We start from the raw sequence: 20,623 nt of genomic DNA, 5'->3' as shown, positions 1-20,623 counted from the left end.
AGATTTCTGTATTTTCGTTCTTTATATTTCTATAAATTGAATTTAAACCATCCCATAACATATATTAAAGGAATTAGTGTACAAAGAGCAACGCTTATGTACACCGAATTGGGTATAAAAACATGTAATGATTTACTAAACTTCTTTCCGTTTAGATATATTGATAAAACCGCATTTTATGCGATAAAAGACTTACAACCAAATTCTTCTGAAGTACAAATTGTAGGGAAAATTACACGCGTAAAATCGGTAGCTCAAAAAAGAGGAAGTAGGTTAGTAGCTACTTTTCAAGATGCAACAGGTTCTATGGAGTTGGTTTGGTTTAAAGGTCAAAAATGGATTAAAGACTCTTTAAAAATTAATGAACCCTATGTGGTTTACGGTAAATTGAACCATTATAACGGCAATTTTAGTATTCCACACCCAGAATTAGAATTGGTAACGGAATACAAGAAAAAGTTGCAATCTAAAATGCAGCCTGTATATCCATCCACAGAAAGATTGGTGAACTCTGGTGTTTCAAATAAACTAATGCGTACTTATGTTCAGTATGTATTACAGCAGTTTTTTGAAGTAATTACAGAAACATTATCACAAGAAATAATAGACGATTTCAAGTTGATGTCTAAGCGTGATGCTTTGCTGAATGCACATTTTCCTAAAAATCAAGAAAACTTAGCCAAAGCGCAAAATCGTTTAAAGTTCGAAGAATTATTTTTTATTCAGTTGCAGCTATTGAGAAAGAAACTCATCAACAAAACAAAAATAAAAGGCTTTGTTTTTGAAAACGTGAGCGATTACTTTAATACTTTTTATAAAGACCATTTACCTTTCGATTTAACAAATGCTCAAAAAAGAGTACTAAAAGAAATTAGAAAAGACGTAGCTTCAGGTGCACATATGAATCGTCTTTTACAAGGAGATGTTGGTTCAGGAAAAACCATTGTAGCTTTATTAACCATGCTTTTAGCCATAGACAACGGTTTCCAAGCAACAATTATGGCGCCAACAGAAATTTTGGCAACCCAACATTATCATGCAATTTCAGAAATGTTGAAAGACATGGATATTAATGTCGATTTGTTAACAGGGTCGGTTAGAATAAAAAAGCGTAGAGAAATTCATGCAAATTTAGAAGACGGAACGTTGCATATTTTAATAGGTACGCATGCCTTGTTAGAAGATAAAGTGAAATTTAAAAACCTTGGTATTGCAATTATTGATGAACAACATAGATTTGGAGTTGCACAAAGAGCTCAACTTTGGAAAAAAGGAGGGAAAGATCCTTCTCAACCTTCATTTAGCGAAGAATTTCAAGCTGTGCATCAAAAATATATGACTGCTAATCCTTCTGTGTATGCTTTGATGAAGGAATTGCAAGTAGAACGTAAAAAACAAACCACACCAGCAGAACAAGTTCTTTGGCAACAATTAAAGGCAAAAAAGCTAGATTCTAAATTTAGAAGACAACATATTGTTGATGAATTTATTGTCGATTTTATTTGTATCGAAAAAAACTTAATTGTTGAGGTTGATGGAAAATATCATAATACAACAGCACAGCAAGAAGCAGATGATTTAAGAACGAAAATTCTTAGAGAATTAGGTTTTAAAGTTATTAGACTTACTAATGAAGAAGTTATAGGTGATATTGAAAAAGTAACAAAAAAGATAACACAAGAATTACACAACAGTGATAAAAGCCTTCCCTTCGGGGAGGTTGGAGGGGCTTCTCTTCCTCCACACATTCTAGTAATGACGGCAACACCAATTCCTAGAACTTTAGCAATGTCTGTTTATGGAGATTTAGATATTTCTGTAATTGATGAGTTACCTCCAGGAAGAAAAGAAGTAAAAACAGTACATCGATTTGATAAAAATAGATTGTCGGTTTTTAAATTTATGCGCGATGAAATTGAAAAAGGAAGACAAGTATATGTGGTGTATCCTTTAATTCAAGAATCTGAAGCCATGGATTATAAAGACTTAATGGATGGTTTTGAAAGTATTTCACGAGATTTTCCTACGCCTAAATATCAAATCAGTATTGTACACGGAAAAATGAAACCTGCAGATAAAGAACACGAAATGCAGCGTTTTGTAAAAGGCGAAACACAAATTATGGTCGCTACAACGGTAATTGAAGTCGGTGTAAACGTACCCAATGCTAGTGTAATGATTATTGAGAGTTCAGAACGATTCGGGCTTTCTCAATTACATCAATTAAGAGGAAGAGTAGGTAGAGGTGCAGACCAAAGTTATTGTATTTTATTGTCTAGTTATAAGTTATCCGAAGAAGGAAAAACACGTTTGAAAACGATGGTAGATACTACTGATGGATTTAAAATAGCTGAGGTAGATTTAAAATTACGTGGTCCTGGTAATTTAATGGGCACCCAACAAAGTGGTGTTTTAAATCTTAAAATTGCCGATGTTGTTAAAGATTCTAAAATTTTAGTGGCCGCAAGAAACACAGCAATTGCTGTTTTGCAGGAAGATGGTAATTTATCGCAACCAGCAAACAGCAATATTAAAAAGGCGTATGTTGCACTTTCTAAAAACTCTAAAATTTGGAGTGAGATTAGTTAGATTTCTTCAGTAAAACTAAATAGTAATAAGAAAAACAAATACCTATTGCTACCATACCAACTCCAATAAGCAAAGGCGAATTATAGGCGTAACCATAGGTAATTGGCAATCCGCCGAAAAAAGCACCCATCGTATTTCCTAAATTAAAACTAGACTGACCTCCAGCAGCGGCAATGCTTTCTGAACCTTCAGCAGAATCTATTAAAAGCATTTGTATTGGAGATGAACAACTAAAAGCAGCAACACCCGTAATAAATGCCATTGAATAACTCATAAATGGAATATGAGCTGTAAAATAAATGATAATTAAACAGAGCATCATAAATATAAAAGAAACGGTTACTGTTTTTTGAGGTGTAATAATGTCTGCTAACTTACCTCCTAAAAGGTTTCCTATTATCATTCCTAAACCAACTAAAACCATCACAAACGGAATTCCGTCTTCATTAATTTTGGTAATTTCGGTCATTAAAGGCGCTATATAGCTTAACCAAGCAAATAAACCACCAGTTCCTATAGAAACCATACCGATTATAACCCATGCTTTTTTTGTTTTAAAATAGGCCAATTGACTTTTCTTACTAACTTGTGAGAGTGGTTGCATTTTTGGAATCCAGAAGTATATAGAAAGCATCGATAACAAACCAAATAAACTGATTATTAAATACGTGTATCTCCAAGAAAAGTGATGCCCAATATAAGTGCCTAAAGGAACTCCAATAAGGTTTGCAATGGTCATACCGGTAACCATTATGGCAATTGCCTGTGCTTTTTTACCAGGGTCGGCAAATTTTGCAGCCACTACAGAGCCAACTCCAAAAAACGCACCATGTGGCAAACCTGCCATAAACCTAGAAACGAGTAAAAGTGAATATATTGGAGAAACAGCAAATAATGCATTAAAAACAGCAAACAAAAGCATTAGAAAAATTAATACTTTTCTAGGTGAATATTTAGCGGTAAATAGTACTAAAATAGGAGAACCAATAACAACACCTAAAGCGTATAAAGAAATTAAATGCCCTGCAGAAGGAATATCAATATTTAAGTCTTTAGCAATATCGGGTAAAATACCCATCATTGTAAATTCTGTCATTCCTATGGCAAAAGTCCCTAGTGCTAATGATAATAAACTCTTTTTAATCATATAATTTTTTTGACACCCTTTTTTAAAAGTTTGGCAAAAGTACTACATGTAAACTTTCTACAAGACATATAATTGTGAAGATTTGTTTGATTTAAAAAATGGTTTCTATTTGGGAGGGTAACTGTAATTTTCTTATTGTTAGTTTTTTATTTACTTATGGAAGGAACAAGTTTCTGTAAAAGAAGAAACTCATTCCTTAATTAGTTGGGGTGGTTTAAGAAGCTTTAATATTGTTTAAGTGATAAAACCTTAAATCGTGTTCATTTTGTCTCTCTGAACTAAAGTTCGAAATACGCTTTAGGTATCCAATAACTCGTGTTCCGTAGTCTATATTTTTAGAATTGCACTCACAACATTTTTGAAGTGTTTTTTTATCAATATGACCACATTCATTACAAATAGTAATCTTTACATTAAAACAAAAATAATTGCATCCAGCTTTTGCTGTAGCTTCAATTAGCTTAAGAAAACCGTCTTTATTAGGAGCTTCTTCTAGGTTTAAATGAAGTGCAGAACCACCATCTAAATACTTTATAATATCTGTACCATGCAGTATTATTTTATCCAAAGAATTGATAGCATTATTTTCTACAGGATAGAAATAAGAATTATAACAATCTCTGGGTACAAATAAGCCATCTTCTTTGTCCCATTTTGCATTTTTTACACCTAAATTTTCAGCAGGGACAAACTCAGTATTAAACATGTAACCATACGTTACTTTAGCTTCCTTGTTTGCGTCGAAAATTATTTTGAGCTGTTTTTCTACAAAATCTTTATAGATTGGCGTATTTTCTGCTTTTATTCCTTGACTTTCTGCTGCTTCTACCATTCCATTAATTCCGATAGTTAGAAACTGTTTATCAAGTGATATAAAACCAGCATCATAAACCGGAAGCATTCCTGCGTTTTTATATTCTTCAATTAATTTTCTGTAGGCAATTTGATATTTTTGAATTTTATTGATTTCGGTTTTAAGATCTTTACCTTGTTGAATTAAGCGATTCATATTTAGAGTAATCACATTAATCGAGCCAGTTGAAACACCTCCAGCACCGAGAGAATAGCTAAAAGTATTATCGCTAATTTCGTTCCTTAGCCTGCAGCAAGAAGCTAAACTATCTGCGCTTTCAGATTGATATATAAAAAACGAATTTCCTTCGCTTAATTCTGTGGCGCACATATTTGCAAATTCGGTATCTACAGGTTTGCCTTCTTTTACTAACATTGCAGCGGTAACTACCGGAAAAGTTAAAACAGCTTTTTCTCTTTCTTTATTAAACCATTTCATAAAGAACTGTTGTAGTTCTTTAAGGCTTTCCCATTGCGGTTTTGTCATGTCAGGGAAAACAAATTCACCAAATAAGCTATCAAAATATTTTTCATCATACAAAGAAATGTTCCAGAAAACAGATTGATAACCTCTGGCAGCTGCAGGTTGGTTTATGGCGTAAACAGCATGTTGTAAGTGGTTAGAAACCGTTTTTGTATTAGTGTAGAGGTAATCTTTTCCAAAATCTTTTCTAGCAAAATAATCGAAATATAGTAAAAATTCTACAGTTGCCAAAGCACCTGCAAATTGAGAACTTACCGCAAAAACAAGGTTTACAAATTCACCACAATAACTCTCTAAGTGTTGAGGAGCTTTACTTTCTCCGCCCAATTTTGTCAATCCATCAAATAAAAACGGATACATGCTAATAGAAGTGCAATAGGGTTTTAAAGAAGTTTCATCATGTACATAAATTTCATGAGCTTCTATTTGTCTTACATATTCATTAGCTAGTTCCTTGTTAAACAACTGTTCAATTTTATTTTTCACCAACTGCCTATTTACTTGTACATTGATGTCTTTATTTAATTCAGCTTCCATTGTGGCTATGTTTTTTGAAGAAACATTTGCGTTGGCATCTATTTTAGAGCCATCTGCAGCATTGTTAGCGTTAATGTAATTACTGATAAAATTAATTTTTTGATCTACCTGTTTTTGTGTTAAGCGAATCATAGCTTAATAGTTTTTTAAGAATAAATGATTTAATATATTATTTGTTTTTACGTCTATAAATTGCTGATTTGTATTAGGATTTTCTAAGCCTCCTTTTTTAGAGATCCATTTTCCAGTTTTAAGCCAAGTAAGGTGTTGTTGTAAGTTTTTATCAATCCTTTTTTCACCAGTATACAGACAGGTTTTATAGCCTTCTTTTTGTGCATATTTAAGGTGATTAATAAGTTCTTTTTGATGCCATTCGCCTCCCATAAATAAAACACAACTTGCAAACCCTTTGTATTTTTGTAATGTTTTTTGGTATAATTTGATAGAGAGTTGTTGTCCGTTTTCTTCTTTCCATAATATGGGTGAATGACAGCCTTTACAACGAATCTGGCATCCACAAATGCTAAAACATATGCTGATTTCACCAGGAACTTCTTGCAAAACAACCTGAATACTAGAGTAATTCATGTTCACGAAAATTATAATCAATAAAATGTATTTATTGATGGTTAATAATGTGTCAAAAAAGGTACGATAACCAATGATATAAGTAGATACATCGTGCCAATAACCTTTATCCCGAAAGCTCGACTAATATGAAATTGGCAGGTCTTCTGACTTACTCTAGTTTTTACGTCTTCCCATTTTAGAAATAAACAGTGACAAAGAATGTAACAACCTTTAATAGAGCTTACAGCTGCGGGAACAGTACAGGTTTTTCACCTGTTTCCCTTTTAATTATAACAACTAAAGCTGTTATTAGAACCAAATTCTATTCAAATTTAAAAATGATTTCACAACTTTTACTCTAGCAGATAATAACTTGTTAAGAAACTTATGAACAGCTTTTTTTTGTTGACTTAGTTGTTTATATAGTTTTTATTTTAAAATTTAACTTTATTTTTTTTTAGAATATTATCCGAATAAAGAAAAAAAACAGGTTTTATGACAAACTTTAAATCTTATTAAACTTCTAACAAATTCCATTTCGTCATTCTTTTTAAAGTGTCTATCTTTATCCGCTGTAATTAGTCACTTATTTAATGGAACTGTACAAAGAAAATCAACTGAAAGTATACAACTCTTTAACAAAGAAAAAAGAGAATTTTAAATCTATAACAGACGGATACGTTGGTATGTACGTTTGTGGTCCAACCGTTTATAGCAACGCACATTTAGGTAATGTTAGAACTTTTATGTTCTTTGATGTTGTGTATCGTTATTTATTGCATTTAGGCTACAAGGTACGTTATGTGCGTAATATAACCGATGCAGGTCATTTAGAAAACGATGCAGATGAAGGTGAAGATAAAATTGCTGTAAAAGCTCGTTTAGAACAAATTGAGCCGATGGAAGTTGTACAGCGTTATACTGTAGATTTTCATGATGTTTTAAAAAACTATAATTTTTTACCACCAAGTATAGAGCCTACTGCAACCGGACATATTGTTGAGCAGATAGAAATGATTAAAGAAATCATTGATAAGGGGTTTGGGTACGAAGTAAATGGTTCTGTATATTTTGATGTACACGAGTATAATAAAAAAGAAAATTACGGAATTCTTTCAGGAAGAAAAGTAGAAGATTTATTAAATAATACCAGAACTTTAGACGGGCAATCTGATAAGAAAAATCCACAAGATTTTGCACTTTGGAAAAAAGCGGATGAAAAGCATATTATGCGTTGGCCTTCTCCTTGGAGCGATGGTTTTCCGGGTTGGCATTTAGAATGTTCTGTAATGAGTACAAAATATTTAGGTGAAAGTTTTGATATTCATGGTGGTGGAATGGATTTAAAATTCCCACATCACGAATGTGAAATTGCACAATCTAAAACATGTAGTGGTGTAACGCCCGTAAATTATTGGATGCACACAAATATGCTTTCTTTAAACGGACAGAGAATGGCCAAATCTACAGGTAATTTTATTTTACCGAATGAAATTTTATCTGGAGAAAATAACATTTTACCGAAACCATTTTCGGCAAGTGTAGTTCGTTTCTTTAACATGCAAGCCAATTATAGAAGTATTTTAGATTTTTCTGGTGATGCTTTAGAAGCGTCGGAAAAAGGACATTCTAAATTAATGGAAGCGGTTAATTTTTTAGAAAAAATAGAAGCTGGTAAAACATCTACTTTTAATGTTCAAGAATGGAAAACAGCTTGTTATGCTGCCATGAATGACGATTTTAATACGCCAATGTTAATTCCTCAATTGTTTGAGGCTGTAAAGGTTATCAATCAAATAAAAGAACATAAAGCAAGTTTAACTGCAGAAGATTTAACTGAATTTAAAACAACAATTAACGCATTTGTATTTGATGTTTTAGGGTTGATGAATGAAAAATCTCAAGACAATTCAGAAAAAATAAATGGAGTTGTGGAATTGTTGATTAAGTTAAGAAAAGAAGCAAGAGAAAATAAAGATTGGGCATTGTCTGACCAAATTAGAGATGAACTAATCGCTTTAGGAATTCAGCTAAAAGATGGCAAAGAAGGCACCACTTTTTTAATCAATTAAAAAGGAAATTACGAATTATGAATTTCAATTTTTTGAGTGTGATTGTCATTTCGAAAGAGGAACGATTGAGAAATCTCATAATCAGGATGTATTCATTTAATTCTTAAATTTTAATCATTGAAAAAAATACTTTCTTTTCCATTTATATTGCTAGTTCGTTTTTATCAGGTAGCAATTTCACCATTTACACCAGCAACTTGTAGATACAGTCCAACGTGTTCACACTACACCATTGAGGCATTACAAAAACATGGTTTAATTTCTGGTGGATGGTTAGCGTTAAAGAGAATATTTAGTTGTCATCCTTGGGGAGGAAGCGGTTATGATCCTGTTCCGGATAAAAAAGAATAAATTAAATTGACATCTCGAGCGCAGTCGAGATATTTTTTTAATAGTGCATTTTATAATGAGGTTTCGACTGCGATCGACTAACATAGAATAAGAAATATATGAGCTTTTTAGCAATTACATGGGATCCTTCAATAGGAATAGATTTAGGTTTTTTTATCGTACGTTGGTACAGTTTAATGTTTGTAGCAGCATTTTTATTAGGTTTAAGACTAATGAAGAAGATTTATGTTGAAGACAAAATTCCTGCAGAAAAATTAGATGTATTATTTATGTATGTCTTTGTTTCGATGCTTGTAGGAATGCGTTTAGGAGATGTGTTTTTCTATAGCTGGTCTTATTATCAGAATCATTTATTAGAGATATTTTTACCGATAAAAGAAAGTGCAAACGATTCTTTATTCGGGATTATAAAAGGATGGAAATTTACTGGTTTTACTGGTTTTGCTAGTCATGGAGCTGCAATTGGAATTCCTATCGCAATGTATTTTTATGCAAAAAAACACTTGAATAAACCTTGGTTATTTATCTTAGATAGATTGGCAATTATGGTTGCTTTGGCAGGTTTCTTTATTCGTTTTGGTAACTTTTTCAATTCAGAAATTTACGGAAAAGCAACAGGTTCTAATTTTGGAGTCATTTTTAAAGCGGCAGGAGAAACGGAGCCAAGACATCCAACACAATTATATGAAGCATTTAGTTACTTAATATTGTTTTTTGTGATGTGGCATTTATTTTGGAAAACAGATAAAAAAGAACAAACAGGATTTCTTTTTGGTCTTTTTATGGTAGTACTTTGGTCTTTACGTTTCTTTATAGAATTCTTAAAAGAAGCACAAGTAGATGGTAGAGAAGATTGGGTTTTTAACTCCTTAAACACAGGTCAGGTTTTAAGTATACCATTGGTTTTAATCGGTTTTTGGTTAATGTTTAAGAAATCTAAAAAAGCTGGAAACAAATAGTTTTATGGAGAAATTAAAACAACGTTGGGGAGTAAAAAATAATTGGTCTATTGTAGCAATTATTTTAGTGTTTTCTATAAACGGTTCTTTTGCTACTTGGGTAGCTAAACCTATAACAAGTTATATCGGCTTGTCTCAAGAAACAACAAATCCTTGGGTATTTTGGCCTTTAAGAATTTTATTAATTTTTCCTATTTACCAAGCTACACTTCCAATTGTAGGTTGGTTTTTTGGGCAATTTAAATTCTTTTGGTCTTTTGAAAAAAAGTTTTTAAGTAGATTAGGTTTAGGATTTTTATTTAAAAAAGAAGATTAAAACGTTATAATTTCTTCTACATCTTCCTTTTTAATTACATGGCTATAAAACCACATTATTGTAAATGTTGGTATAATATCTAAAAAAGGGAGAGCTTCTTCAATAAAACTAATTACAGCAGCAACTTTTCCTTGTTTTCCTTTGTACATCTTGGTCATTAAATAACTAGATAATGGTGCCCAAAGAACATCTATAAAAGGTATTGGAATGATACCAATAAGATCTAGTACAATGCTTAAAATTAGTTTCTTGTATTTTTTAGTCATAGTTATATTTTAATAGGATCATTCAAAATTCTTGCCAAATAGGGTTTAATTAAAATCGAAATGAATAATTTTGTTAAAATTAAATTTTTATAAGTGAATTTTAACGATTTTAAAAATAAAATAACGCAACTTAAAACAACCGAGTTGGGTGGTTTAAATGCACAATTTAAATTAGCACCAAAAATTAGGTTAAAGTACGATGCTGATAAAATTACTGCAAATAATCCAAGAAAAGCGGCAGTATTGGCATTGTTTTATCCAAACTTAAAAAATGAAACTTGTTTTTTACTAACTCAAAGAGCAAGTTATAAGGGCATACATTCTGCGCAAATAAGTTTTCCTGGAGGCAAGAAGGATACAGAAGATGAAAACCTTGAAAAAACAGCTTTAAGAGAAACCTTTGAAGAAGTTGGTGTAGCTGAGGCGACTGTTGAAATAATTAGAGAATTGACAGATGTATACATTCCGCCAAGTAATTTTTTAGCAACGCCTTTTTTAGGATATGTAAATCAACAACCAAATTTTAATCTAAATTATGAGGTTGAGCAAACAATTGAAGTTTTATTAAGAGATTTGTTAAGTGAAACGAATTTAACGGTTATAAAAATGAATACTTCTTATATGGATAATGTAGAAGTACCTTGCTTTAAGTTAGGTGGTTATATTGTTTGGGGAGCAACAGCTATGATGCTTTCTGAAATTAAAGAACTCTTTAAATAGCATCTTTCTTAATTGTTTTGTAAGTTTGTTAAACTAACTAAAACGAATATAGAATGCCTTTATTTAAAAGGAATCCATTTGGCCATATTTTATTACTAAAAAAATGGCTTATCAGAATTTTCGGAATTGTATCTCACGGTAGATATCGTAAATTTAATAGTCTACACATAGAAGGTTCAGAAAATCTTAAAAACTTACCAGATTCTGGAGTTTTATTCATTTCTAACCATCAAACTTATTTTGCAGATGTAGCTGCTATGTATCATGTTTTTAATGCTTCTTTAAGTGGTAGAGACGATTCTATAAAGAACATAGGTTATATCTGGAAACCGAAGTTAAATGTTTATTTTGTTGCGGCAGGAGAAACAATGAGATCTGGTATATTACCTAAAATATTTGCTTATATGGGCTCTGTATCTATAGAAAGAACCTGGAGAAGTGATGGTAAAGATGTAAAAAGACAAGTAAAAAATTCTGATATTTCTAATATAGGAAAAGCAATAAAAGACGGTTGGGTAATTACTTTTCCACAAGGAACAACAACGCCTTTTAGACCAATTAGAAGAGGTACGGCTCATATTATTAAAACCTATAAACCGGTTGTAGTACCTATTGTAATTGATGGTTTTAGACGTTCTTTTGATAAAAAAGGCTTGAGTATTAAAAAACGTAATGTATTGCAGTCTATGGTTATTAAAGAGCCATTAGAAATAGATTATGAAAATGAAAGTGTAGCAGATATAGTAACAAAAATTGAGTTTGCTATAGAACAACACAAATCTTTTTTAAAGGTTTTGTCTGTTAAAGAATTAGAGGCATTAACTCAAGAAGAAGAGGAATTGAATAAAAAGAGAGAATTTTGGAGTTAACAATTTCAATTTGAAAATAATAAGTATCAAACCTCGATTTTTTCGAGGTTTTTTTATGCAAAAAAACAAGATTTATGGTATTAAAAAATCGTAATTAATAACCATATAAAAACTATATAGATAAACCCTAATTAAGCTGTATATTTGCAGTCAGAAAAAAATGATATGCGTACAAAAACCATCAAAAAAAATAAGATCAACGTTGTTACTTTAGGTTGTTCTAAGAATATTTACGATTCGGAAGTATTAATGGGGCAGTTAAAAGCCAATGGAAAAGAGGTTGTTCATGAAGATGAAAATGATGATGGAAATATTGTCGTAATCAATACTTGTGGCTTTATTGGTAAGGCAAAGGAAGAATCTATCGATACTATTTTACACTATGCAAACAGAAAGGAAGCTGGAGAAATTGATAAAGTTTTTGTTTCTGGATGTTTAAGTGAACGTTATAAGCCAGATTTAGAAGAGCAAATTCCTAATGTAGATCAATATTTTGGTACGCATGATTTACCTAATTTATTAAAGGTTTTAGAAGCAGATTATAAGCACGAGTTAATTGGAGAACGTTTAACAACAACTCCAAAACATTATGCATATTTAAAAATTGCAGAAGGTTGCGATAGACCTTGTTCATTTTGTGCAATTCCTTTAATGAGAGGAAAACACGTTTCTACTCCTATAGAAGATATTGTTACAGAAGCAACAAAATTAGCCGAAAAAGGAATTAAAGAAGTAATGTTAATCGCACAAGATTTAACTTATTACGGATTAGATATTTATAAGAAAAGAGCATTAGCAGATTTATTAGTTGCGTTAACAAAAGTAGAGGGAATTGAGTGGATTAGAATGCATTATGCTTTTCCTACAGGTTTCCCTATGGATGTTTTAGAAGTAATGAAAAGCGAGCCTAAAGTGTGTAACTACTTAGATATTCCTTTACAACACATTAATACAGAGTTGTTAAAGTCTATGAAACGTGGTACAACGCATGAAAAAACAACAGCTTTAATTCATAAGTTTAGAGAAGTTGTGCCAGAAATGGCTATTAGAACTACATTAATTGTAGGTTATCCAGGAGAAACAGAAGAAATGTTTCAAGAGTTAAAAGATTGGATAGAAGAAATGCGTTTTGAGCGTATGGGAGCTTTTGAATATTCTCATGAAGAAAATACAGGAGCATACGTTTTAGAAGATGATGTACCTGCAGATGTTAAGTTTAGAAGAGTAAATGAGATTATGGAAATTCAATCTCAAATTTCTTGGGAATTGAATCAAGAAAAAATTGGTAAAACTTTTAGATGTTTATTCGACAGAAAAGACGGGGAGTTTTTCTACGGAAGAACAGAATCTGATTCGCCAGATGTTGATAATGATGTTATTGTAGATGCAAAAGAACATTATATTAAAATTGGTGAATTTATTGATATTAAAATTCACGAAGCTGGAGATTACGATTTATACGGTACACCAACTGTTAAGCAAGAAAAGCCAGTTTCTTTAAATCAAAAAAGAAAATAATCATTGAAAATCCTACTTATGTAGGATTTTTTTATGAAAAATAATTTCTAGTGTCCACCAAAAATGTTACTAATAGACTTGAGTTTTTAGCTTTATTTATAAATGATATTTCCAATAATCAACTTATGTGAATCGATTAAGTCTTGTTTCTTATGTCTTTTAGCGTAGCGGTCTTAAGTCAATTTAGTTAGTGATAAAATTACCCTTATGAAAAAAACGTATTTTAATTGGAGTTCGGGTAAAGATTCCGCCTTGGCGCTTTATAAAATTTTACAAGATCCTACTTATAATTTAGATTTATTGGTAACTACAATCAATAAAGATTTTAATAGAGTTTCTATGCATGGACTTAGAAATGAATTATTATATAAACAAGCCGAATCTATAGGAATCAACCTAAAAACCATAGAATTTCCTGCGGATGTTACGATGGATTTGTATGCTGAAATAATGAAAGAAGCGATGGATTCTTTGGTTGAAAATAAATACTCTCATACCATTTTTGGTGATATTTTTCTAGAAGATTTAAAAGCATACAGAGACACTAAATTAGCAGAAGTTCATATCACAGGCGTGTATCCACTTTGGAAAAAGGATACAAAAGAAGTATTGCAAGAGTTTTTAGATTTAGGGTTTAAAGCAATTACCGTGTGTGTAAATGCAAAGTTACTTGGCGAAGAGTTTGTGGGACGAGTTATAGATGAACAATTTATAAAAGACTTGCCAGACAATGTGGATGTTTGTGGAGAAAATGGGGAATTTCACACCTTTGTTTTTGACGGTCCTATTTTTAAAACACCAATTGATTTTACTATCGGAGAAAAAGTGTTGCGTTCTTACACGTTACATGATAATGAAGATGATAACTGTTATCAATCTAAAAAAGAAAACTCAAATCACGATACGAGTTTTTGGTATTGTGATTTGAGTTAGAATTTTACTATTGTATGTTCGACCGCAGTCGAGAACTATAGTATTATTAAAATAGGTTTATACTGCTCTCAACCTGACATATAACTTATTTCAATTGATCAGAATTTAGTAAGAAAACTGCATTGGCAACAAATAGTTTTCCGTTTTGCCAAAAAGATCTAAATAACGGATTGTCTACCATATAAATAATGCTTCCGCTACCCATTTTTTCTTCAGTAAATAAAATTGATTTTGGTACGTTTTTAACCGCTTTACTTCCTGCGTAACCCGATACGTTTTTAACATTTTCATCAAAGTAAGCAACGTTATTTCCTTCTTTTAAATACTCATAAGTCGTTCCACCTAATTTTAAAGAAAAATAGTCCTTTCCATAACCAAAAGCTAGCGGATGCGTATTGTCTAAAGTGCTTTTAAAAATACTACCAGTAATTAAGTTGGCAACATTTTCTCGCTCTCTATCCGCATAAGGAGTTAAATTATCTTCTTTAATTAGTTCTTCGGATATTTTCTTTTTTAAAGAGAATTCCTTTTTATCAGCAAAACTATTTAAAGCACTTCCAATGGCAATTAAAGTACCATCAGAACGTGTCCAAGTTTTTAATTTATCTAAAGTAGTTTTTGTTAAAATGCTATTATATCGTCCTTCAGGAATAATAATAACATCGTACTTTGAAAAATCTAAGGAACCAAAGTTTTCAGAATTTACGTTCGTTATTGGATACTGTAATTGTGTTTCAAAGAAATGCCAAACCTCACCAAAACTTAAAGAAGAAGTTCCTTTACCAGATAAAACAGCTACTTTTTGTTGGTTGATTGGTTTCACAGAATAAGACCCAAAATCTACGCCAGAAGAAACAAAACCTGTAGAAACATTTGCTAATTCTCTTTGGTGTTTGTCTGCAATGGCTATTAAATTAGTATCAAAATCATCATTTCTATTGTCATTTCTTAAAATAATTAAGGTTCCTCTTTCATACGATTTCCCTTCAATAGAAAATGGTTTTTCAGAAAAACGAGGGGTAATATCTGCTTGTAATAAAGCACCTAAAAAAGTAGCATCGTCTAAACTATTCCATTTAGAAATGTAAGCATATGCACTTTTATCAACTATATTAGTAATCTTGTTTGTAGTTTTACTAATAGCAGAACTTACTTTCGTTTTAGATGCAATTGCTTTAAATCCGTGTGCATAAGGCAGCGACCAAGCAGTAATATCATAGGTTAAAGAATCTACTATTTTTGCTTTTGGCTCAAAAAGGACCTTTACCATTTTACCTTTTGGCTGATTGGTGTGTATAACTAAATCAGATGAAGAAACAGCCATTTTACCTTCTGTTTGCGTACTATAATCATATCCTTTTACACTACCGTTATTAGTGTTTTCATATTTAATTTCATGTGTGTCTAACAATGCCTTTAAACGATTTGTTTTATCTTCATTCTCGTTTTTTAGTACATAACTTTTATACTCTAAAGCATCGTTTTTAAAGAATTTTCTAAATTCTGTATTTAATTTCTCGGCATTTTTAGATGCAATTTCTACGGTAGACAAACCTGTTGTTAGGTGATGAATCGCTCTGTCTTTTAAAGTCAAAACCTCTCCCTGATCTGTTTGAATACCTAAACCAGCCATTCCATGACCAGCTTGTTCGTACGTCATTCCAATTGCACCCATATAGGTTGGATACGTATCTCCGTAACTTGGGTACAGTAAATCGAAACTTTCTTTTGTAAAATACAACCAGCCTTCTTTGTCAAAATAGTTCGCATGGTTTTTTCCTATTTCTGTCTGAAATTCTCTTTGCCAATCAGAAATAATTTCATGAAAAGGTTCAGCCGCAGGCGCAAAATAATACGGATTATTAATATATTGTTCATGGAAATCTACGTGCACGTGAGGCATCCATTTATTATACATTTTTATACGTTGGGCAGATTCTACTTGTGTTGTCCAAGCCCAATCTCTATTTAAGTCGAATAAATAATGATTTGGTCTTCCAGAAGGCCAAGGTTCTGCATGTTCTTTTGCATTTTGGTTGATGTTAAAAGGAGTACTTTTTACTTGATTGTACCAATTTACATATCTATCTCGTCCATCAGGATTTACAGACGGATCAATAATTACAACGGTATTTTCTAACCAAGTTTTCTTTTTAGTAAGTAAATCATAAAGCGTTAACATGGCAGCTTCTGTACTAGAAGCTTCATTTCCATGAACGTTGTAGCTTAACCAAACAATGGCTTTGTTATTTTTTTCGTTTCCAGGAATAATCCCAGTTTGAGTAAGATTCGCAATTCTAATATTCTCTAAATTATCAATATTTTCTTCGGAAGAAATATAACTTAAATACAAAGGTCTATGCTCATTTGTTTCTCCATATTTCTCTAATTTTACATTAGATAAAGTGTTACTTACATATTTAAAATAGTCTATAACCTTATAATTTCTGGTAAAACGAGATCCAATTTCATAGCCTAAAAATTCAGAAGGAGACTGTAAAGTTTGAGAAAAAATACTTCCAAGTGTTAAGAAAGCAGTAATAAAAAGTAATTTAATTTTCATGAAGATGCGTTTGAAAGCCAAAAGTAAGAATATATTTTTTTGTTTTTCAGAAGATTGATTCTTTATCTTGTTAAAACTTTGTTAGATTGGATTGGGGTTTACGACAAAGAAAAAATTATTCGTATTTTTATCAAAAATTAATCAAACTAAATGAATTCTACTTCAGAATCTGATTGTTGCCAAAACCGTGTTATTTAAGATGAAAGTAACACAGATACCATTTCAAAAAACAGGATTTTTTTCTAAGATAATGCTAGATTATTTAGAGAAAAAAGAATCTATACAACCATTTTATAATAATTTTCCTGATATTTCTGGTTTTCATAGTCAGATAGAGGAGAAGCAAAAATCATTTAGATTGCAATCTAGATTGGTGCTAGTTGATGCTTTAAAAAATCAATATCAAGGATTTAATGCTTCAAAAAATACGGAAGAAAATATTGAGAGCTTAAAGTTACAAAATACATTTACCGTAACTACAGGGCATCAATTAAATTTGTTTACTGGACCGTTATATTTCTTATATAAAATTCTTTCAACAATTAATTTGTGTGAAGAATTATCAGTAAAATTTCCCGAACAAAATTTTGTTCCAATTTATTGGATGGCAACAGAAGATCATGATTTTGAAGAGATTAATTATTTTAATTTTGATGGAAAAAAAGTTCTTTGGAATAGAGAAGATGGCGGAGCAGTTGGACGATTTTCTACTGTAGGATTAGCTGCTGTTTTTGATGTTTTTTCTGAACACTTAGGCCATTCTAAAAATGCAGAATTTCTAAAAAAGTTGTTTTCAGATGGTTATTTAAAACATGATAACTTAGCGGATGCTACTCGTTATATAGCAAATGAATTGTTTAGTGATTATGGTTTGATAATTTTAGATGGAGATGATGCTAGTCTAAAACAATTATTTAATCCGATTGTTAAAGATGAGCTAGAAAATGAAACTTCATTTAAAGCCGTTTCTAAAACCATTTCAGATTTAGAAAAGAATTATAAAATTCAAGTGAACCCAAGAGAAATTAATTTATTTTATTTGGGTGATGAATTTAGAGAACGTATTATTTTAGAGGGTGGAATTTATAAAGTAAACAATACAGACATTACTTTTTCTAAGGCTGAAATTTTAAAGGAAGTAGATGAAAATCCGAAATTATTTTCTCCAAACGTAATTATGAGACCTTTATACCAAGAGGTTATTTTACCAAACCTTTGTTATTTAGGTGGAGGAGGAGAGATGGCGTATTGGTTAGAATTAAAAGATTATTTTGAAGCAGTAGCCATTCCATTTCCTATTTTATTATTACGTAATTCGGTACAAGTAGTATCAGAAAAACAAGCAAAAAAATTAGAGAGATTAAATATTTCTTTAGAAGAACTGTTTTTAAATCAACATGATTTATTAACTGAAAAAGTCAAAGAAAACTCTGATATTAAAGTGAACTTCGATGAAAAGATTCAGTTTTTAGAAAAGCAGTTTTTAGAACTAAAGGAAGTAGCCAAACAAACAGATGTTTCTTTTGAGAATGCTGTAAATGCACAAGAAAGAAAGCAAATTAAAGGTTTAGAAAATTTACAAAAACGTTTGTTAAAAGCAGAGAAAAAAAGACAAAAAGATTTAGTGGAAAGAATTACATTATTACAAAATGAAATTTTACCAAATCAGAGTTTAGAAGAGCGTCAGCGTAATTTTTCTGAATATTATTTAGAGTATGGTTCGTCATTTACAAAAGCTTTAAAAGTTGCATTGAAACCATTGCAATTAGAATTTACAATTTTGGAGTTGTAACACAGAGACTCGCAGAGAAATTACAGAGATTAACAGAGCTTTTTTGTGAATTAGAAATCTGATACACAATAACAAACTATTTTAAACTTAGCGTATAAATTCAATTAGATTCATCATTTTATAACTTACTTTTGACACGCTGTTATAATCAGTGAAATTTGTGTAAATTATTTACACTATAATTACATAAAACACAATGAAAGACAAAGGCTTACACCCAAAAAATAAATTCAACAAAGGTTATAATTTTGATGAATTAAATACCATAAACCCAGCATTAAAACAATATGTTGCTAAAAATCAATTTGACACTGTTACTATAGATTTTTCAAATCCGGATGCAGTAAAAGAATTGAATAAAGCTTTATTATTTTCTTTAGATAAAATCTCTACTTGGAATTTTGGTGACAAAAATTTATGCCCACCAATACCTGGTCGTTTAGATTACATTCATCACTTGGCAGATTTGTTATCAGAAGAAAAAGATATTAAAATTCTTGATATCGGTACAGGAGCAACTGGTATTTATCCTTTATTAGGAATTGCAGAATACGATTGGAATTTTGTAGCTACAGACATCGATTTAGATTCTTTAGATACTGCCCAAGATATTATGGATGATAATAATTTTACAAATAAAATAGAATTACGTCAGCAATTAAATGAAGAGCAAATTTTAAAAGGAGTTTTAAAAGATACCGATTCATTTTCTGCAACAATGTGTAATCCGCCTTTTTACAAATCGGCAGAAGAAGCACAAGGAGCAAATGGTAGAAAATCTAGAAACTTAGGTAATAATGCCGTTAGAAACTTTGCAGGAAATAACAATGAACTTTGGTACGTTGGTGGAGAAAAAGCTTTTTTACATAATTATTTGTATGAAAGTTCTTTGTTTCCTAAAAGTAGTAAATGGTTTACAAGTTTAGTTTCTAAGAAAGAAAACGTAAAGAGTTTAGAAAAGTCTTCTGCAAAGTTAGGAGCTGTTGAATTCAAAATTATTCCGATGCATCAAGGAAATAAAGTAACTAGAATTGTTGCTTGGAGATTTTAATAAAAAAGACCATCTTAATTTTCCCAAAGGAAGAAATATATTTTATAAAAAAGGCTCAATCAAAATATTTTGATTGAGCCTTTTTTTATGAAGCAAATAATATTTAAATTTTCAATCTAATTGAAATCGTCTGAGATTTCTGATTAGTTTATCCTGAGTGAAGACGAAATACTAAATACACATTTGTTATATAATACAATATGTCATTCCAAATGAGGAACGAAGAGGAATCTATCTACTCAAAGAATTGCTATAAAACTCTCCGAGAATCTTGGTGTAATAATTACCCCACAATCATCAGAATCATCAGTGAAATCCGTGAAATTTGTGTCTTTTTTTTTATTTTCTCTGAGAAACTCTGTGTCTTCTCTGTGAATCTTTGCGAAACAACTAATTAAAAACAACATCTTCAATTTTATACTTTTTACAAATAAAGTGTAAAAGAGTATAAACTAACATGTGTACAAACACCAAGCAGATAAAAGCATATAAAGGCACTCCAAAAAGTTGATATGGCCAATAATAGGTCCAAACACCTAAGTAAATAGTAATGACTTCTCCAAAAGCTGGAAGAATTAAAGCCAATAATATTGCCAGAAAAATCTTGTTTTTTTGAGTTTTCTCTTTTAATAAAGGAATTAAAGTACGTTCTAGCTTATATAAATAATGGAAAGCAAGCATCCAAGCAAAAGGCAACCACAAAGGCAATTCTCTTGTAACTTCATGATATTCCCAATAGCCATTTGCTACACCCCAAGTTTCACCAACGATACCACCAAAACCGGTTAATAGCATTCCGACTAATAACAACCAATTTTTGTTTGTTTTTGGCTGAATAATTTCTTTGTAAACGTTATGTATAATTTTTAAAACTAAAATACCTGCTATTATAGCGTCATATTCTTTTAAAACACCAATAAGAATTCCTGCAATTATTAATTTTAATAATGCTTTAAGCGTTTCTTTTAAGAATAGTTTTTTATTAGTAATCAATGTATTATTTCTTTTGTGGCAAAAATAAGGTTCTAAACTGA

At 31.0% G+C, this 20,623-nt stretch carries 17 protein-coding genes and 1 riboswitch; of the genes, 11 read left to right on the top strand and 6 right to left on the bottom strand.

Annotation, left to right across the window (positions count from 1 at the left end; translation table 11 throughout):
* Positions 1–36 precede the first annotated feature (36 nt).
* On the top strand, positions 37–2,589 hold the full coding sequence (locus GQS57_RS16640) for a DUF559 domain-containing protein (RefSeq protein WP_261973755.1): 2,553 nt from the start codon (positions 37–39) through the stop codon (positions 2,587–2,589).
* Here GQS57_RS16640 and GQS57_RS16635 read toward each other — a convergent pair.
* From GQS57_RS16635 to nrdG, 3 genes are all read right to left on the bottom strand, one after another.
* The gene (locus GQS57_RS16635; protein ID WP_205860288.1) at positions 2,582–3,736 is read right to left on the bottom strand and encodes an MFS transporter; all 1,155 of its coding nucleotides are present in this window, start codon (positions 3,734–3,736) and stop codon (positions 2,582–2,584) included. The genes GQS57_RS16640 and GQS57_RS16635 overlap by 8 nt on opposite strands.
* Before the next feature lie 214 nt (positions 3,737–3,950).
* Positions 3,951–5,741 carry an anaerobic ribonucleoside-triphosphate reductase gene (gene nrdD, locus GQS57_RS16630; protein WP_165733991.1) on the bottom strand — a complete coding sequence of 597 codons (1,791 nt, stop codon included), beginning with the start codon at positions 5,739–5,741 and terminating at the stop codon, positions 3,951–3,953.
* Positions 5,742–5,744: 3 nt separating this feature from the next.
* A complete protein-coding gene (nrdG, locus tag GQS57_RS16625) occupies positions 5,745–6,197 on the bottom strand; it encodes an anaerobic ribonucleoside-triphosphate reductase activating protein (protein ID WP_165733990.1) in 453 nt (150 codons plus the stop codon).
* 118 nt (positions 6,198–6,315) lie between these two features.
* Positions 6,316–6,514, bottom strand: a riboswitch (cobalamin riboswitch).
* Between the two features lie 258 nt (positions 6,515–6,772).
* Between nrdG and cysS the strand changes: the two genes are divergently transcribed.
* The 4 genes from cysS (at position 6,773) to GQS57_RS16605 (ending at position 9,877) form a co-directional block, all read left to right on the top strand.
* Entirely contained in the window at positions 6,773–8,251 is a 1,479-nt protein-coding gene (gene cysS / locus GQS57_RS16620) for a cysteine--tRNA ligase (RefSeq protein ID WP_165733989.1), read from the top strand.
* A gap of 117 nt (positions 8,252–8,368) precedes the next feature.
* Entirely contained in the window at positions 8,369–8,602 is a 234-nt protein-coding gene (gene yidD / locus GQS57_RS16615; protein ID WP_165733988.1) for a membrane protein insertion efficiency factor YidD, read from the top strand.
* Positions 8,603–8,700: 98 nt separating this feature from the next.
* Positions 8,701–9,561 carry a prolipoprotein diacylglyceryl transferase gene (gene lgt / locus GQS57_RS16610; RefSeq protein ID WP_165733987.1) on the top strand — a complete coding sequence of 287 codons (861 nt, stop codon included), beginning with the start codon at positions 8,701–8,703 and terminating at the stop codon, positions 9,559–9,561.
* A gap of 4 nt (positions 9,562–9,565) precedes the next feature.
* Positions 9,566–9,877, top strand: coding sequence for a DUF6787 family protein (locus GQS57_RS16605; RefSeq protein ID WP_165733986.1), 312 nt, complete (start codon positions 9,566–9,568; stop codon positions 9,875–9,877).
* On the opposite strand, the gene GQS57_RS16600 is transcribed toward GQS57_RS16605, so the two are convergent.
* The gene (locus tag GQS57_RS16600) at positions 9,874–10,143 is read right to left on the bottom strand and encodes a hypothetical protein (protein ID WP_165733985.1); all 270 of its coding nucleotides are present in this window, start codon (positions 10,141–10,143) and stop codon (positions 9,874–9,876) included. The two genes, GQS57_RS16605 and GQS57_RS16600, sit on opposite strands and share 4 nt — an antisense overlap.
* Before the next feature lie 93 nt (positions 10,144–10,236).
* On the opposite strand from GQS57_RS16600, the gene GQS57_RS16595 reads away from it, so the two are divergent.
* The 4 genes from GQS57_RS16595 to GQS57_RS16580 all read left to right on the top strand — a co-directional run bounded on the left by GQS57_RS16595 (position 10,237) and on the right by GQS57_RS16580 (position 14,183).
* Positions 10,237–10,863 (top strand): CoA pyrophosphatase, encoded by a 627-nt coding sequence (locus GQS57_RS16595; RefSeq protein ID WP_165733984.1) that lies wholly within the window; start codon positions 10,237–10,239, stop codon positions 10,861–10,863.
* A 53-nt stretch (positions 10,864–10,916) separates the two neighbouring features.
* Positions 10,917–11,732, top strand: a complete 816-nt coding sequence (locus GQS57_RS16590) for a 1-acyl-sn-glycerol-3-phosphate acyltransferase (protein ID WP_165733983.1) — start codon at positions 10,917–10,919, stop codon at positions 11,730–11,732.
* Positions 11,733–11,897: 165 nt separating this feature from the next.
* On the top strand, positions 11,898–13,250 hold the full coding sequence (gene rimO / locus GQS57_RS16585; protein ID WP_165733982.1) for a 30S ribosomal protein S12 methylthiotransferase RimO: 1,353 nt from the start codon (positions 11,898–11,900) through the stop codon (positions 13,248–13,250).
* Positions 13,251–13,457: 207 nt separating this feature from the next.
* Positions 13,458–14,183, top strand: coding sequence for a diphthine--ammonia ligase (locus GQS57_RS16580; protein ID WP_165733981.1), 726 nt, complete (start codon positions 13,458–13,460; stop codon positions 14,181–14,183).
* 85 nt (positions 14,184–14,268) lie between these two features.
* Here GQS57_RS16580 and GQS57_RS16575 read toward each other — a convergent pair whose 3' ends face one another.
* Positions 14,269–16,746: a M14 family metallopeptidase gene (locus GQS57_RS16575; RefSeq protein WP_165733980.1), complete on the bottom strand. Its 2,478-nt coding sequence runs from the start codon at positions 16,744–16,746 to the stop codon at positions 14,269–14,271.
* Positions 16,747–16,945: 199 nt separating this feature from the next.
* Between GQS57_RS16575 and bshC the strand changes: the two genes are divergently transcribed.
* Together bshC and rlmF are read left to right on the top strand one after the other, a co-directional pair.
* On the top strand, positions 16,946–18,538 hold the full coding sequence (bshC, locus tag GQS57_RS16570; protein ID WP_165733979.1) for a bacillithiol biosynthesis cysteine-adding enzyme BshC: 1,593 nt from the start codon (positions 16,946–16,948) through the stop codon (positions 18,536–18,538).
* Positions 18,539–18,734: 196 nt separating this feature from the next.
* Positions 18,735–19,589, top strand: a complete 855-nt coding sequence (rlmF, locus tag GQS57_RS16565) for a 23S rRNA (adenine(1618)-N(6))-methyltransferase RlmF (protein ID WP_165733978.1) — start codon at positions 18,735–18,737, stop codon at positions 19,587–19,589.
* A gap of 390 nt (positions 19,590–19,979) precedes the next feature.
* Here rlmF and GQS57_RS16560 read toward each other — a convergent pair whose 3' ends face one another.
* Positions 19,980–20,582 carry a hypothetical protein gene (locus GQS57_RS16560; protein ID WP_165733977.1) on the bottom strand — a complete coding sequence of 201 codons (603 nt, stop codon included), beginning with the start codon at positions 20,580–20,582 and terminating at the stop codon, positions 19,980–19,982.
* Positions 20,583–20,623: the final 41 nt, after the last annotated feature.

Source organism: Polaribacter sp. 20A6 (assembly GCF_011378915.1).
Taxonomy (GTDB): domain Bacteria; phylum Bacteroidota; class Bacteroidia; order Flavobacteriales; family Flavobacteriaceae; genus Polaribacter; species Polaribacter sejongensis.
This window is presented reverse-complemented; position numbering and strand designations above follow the sequence as displayed.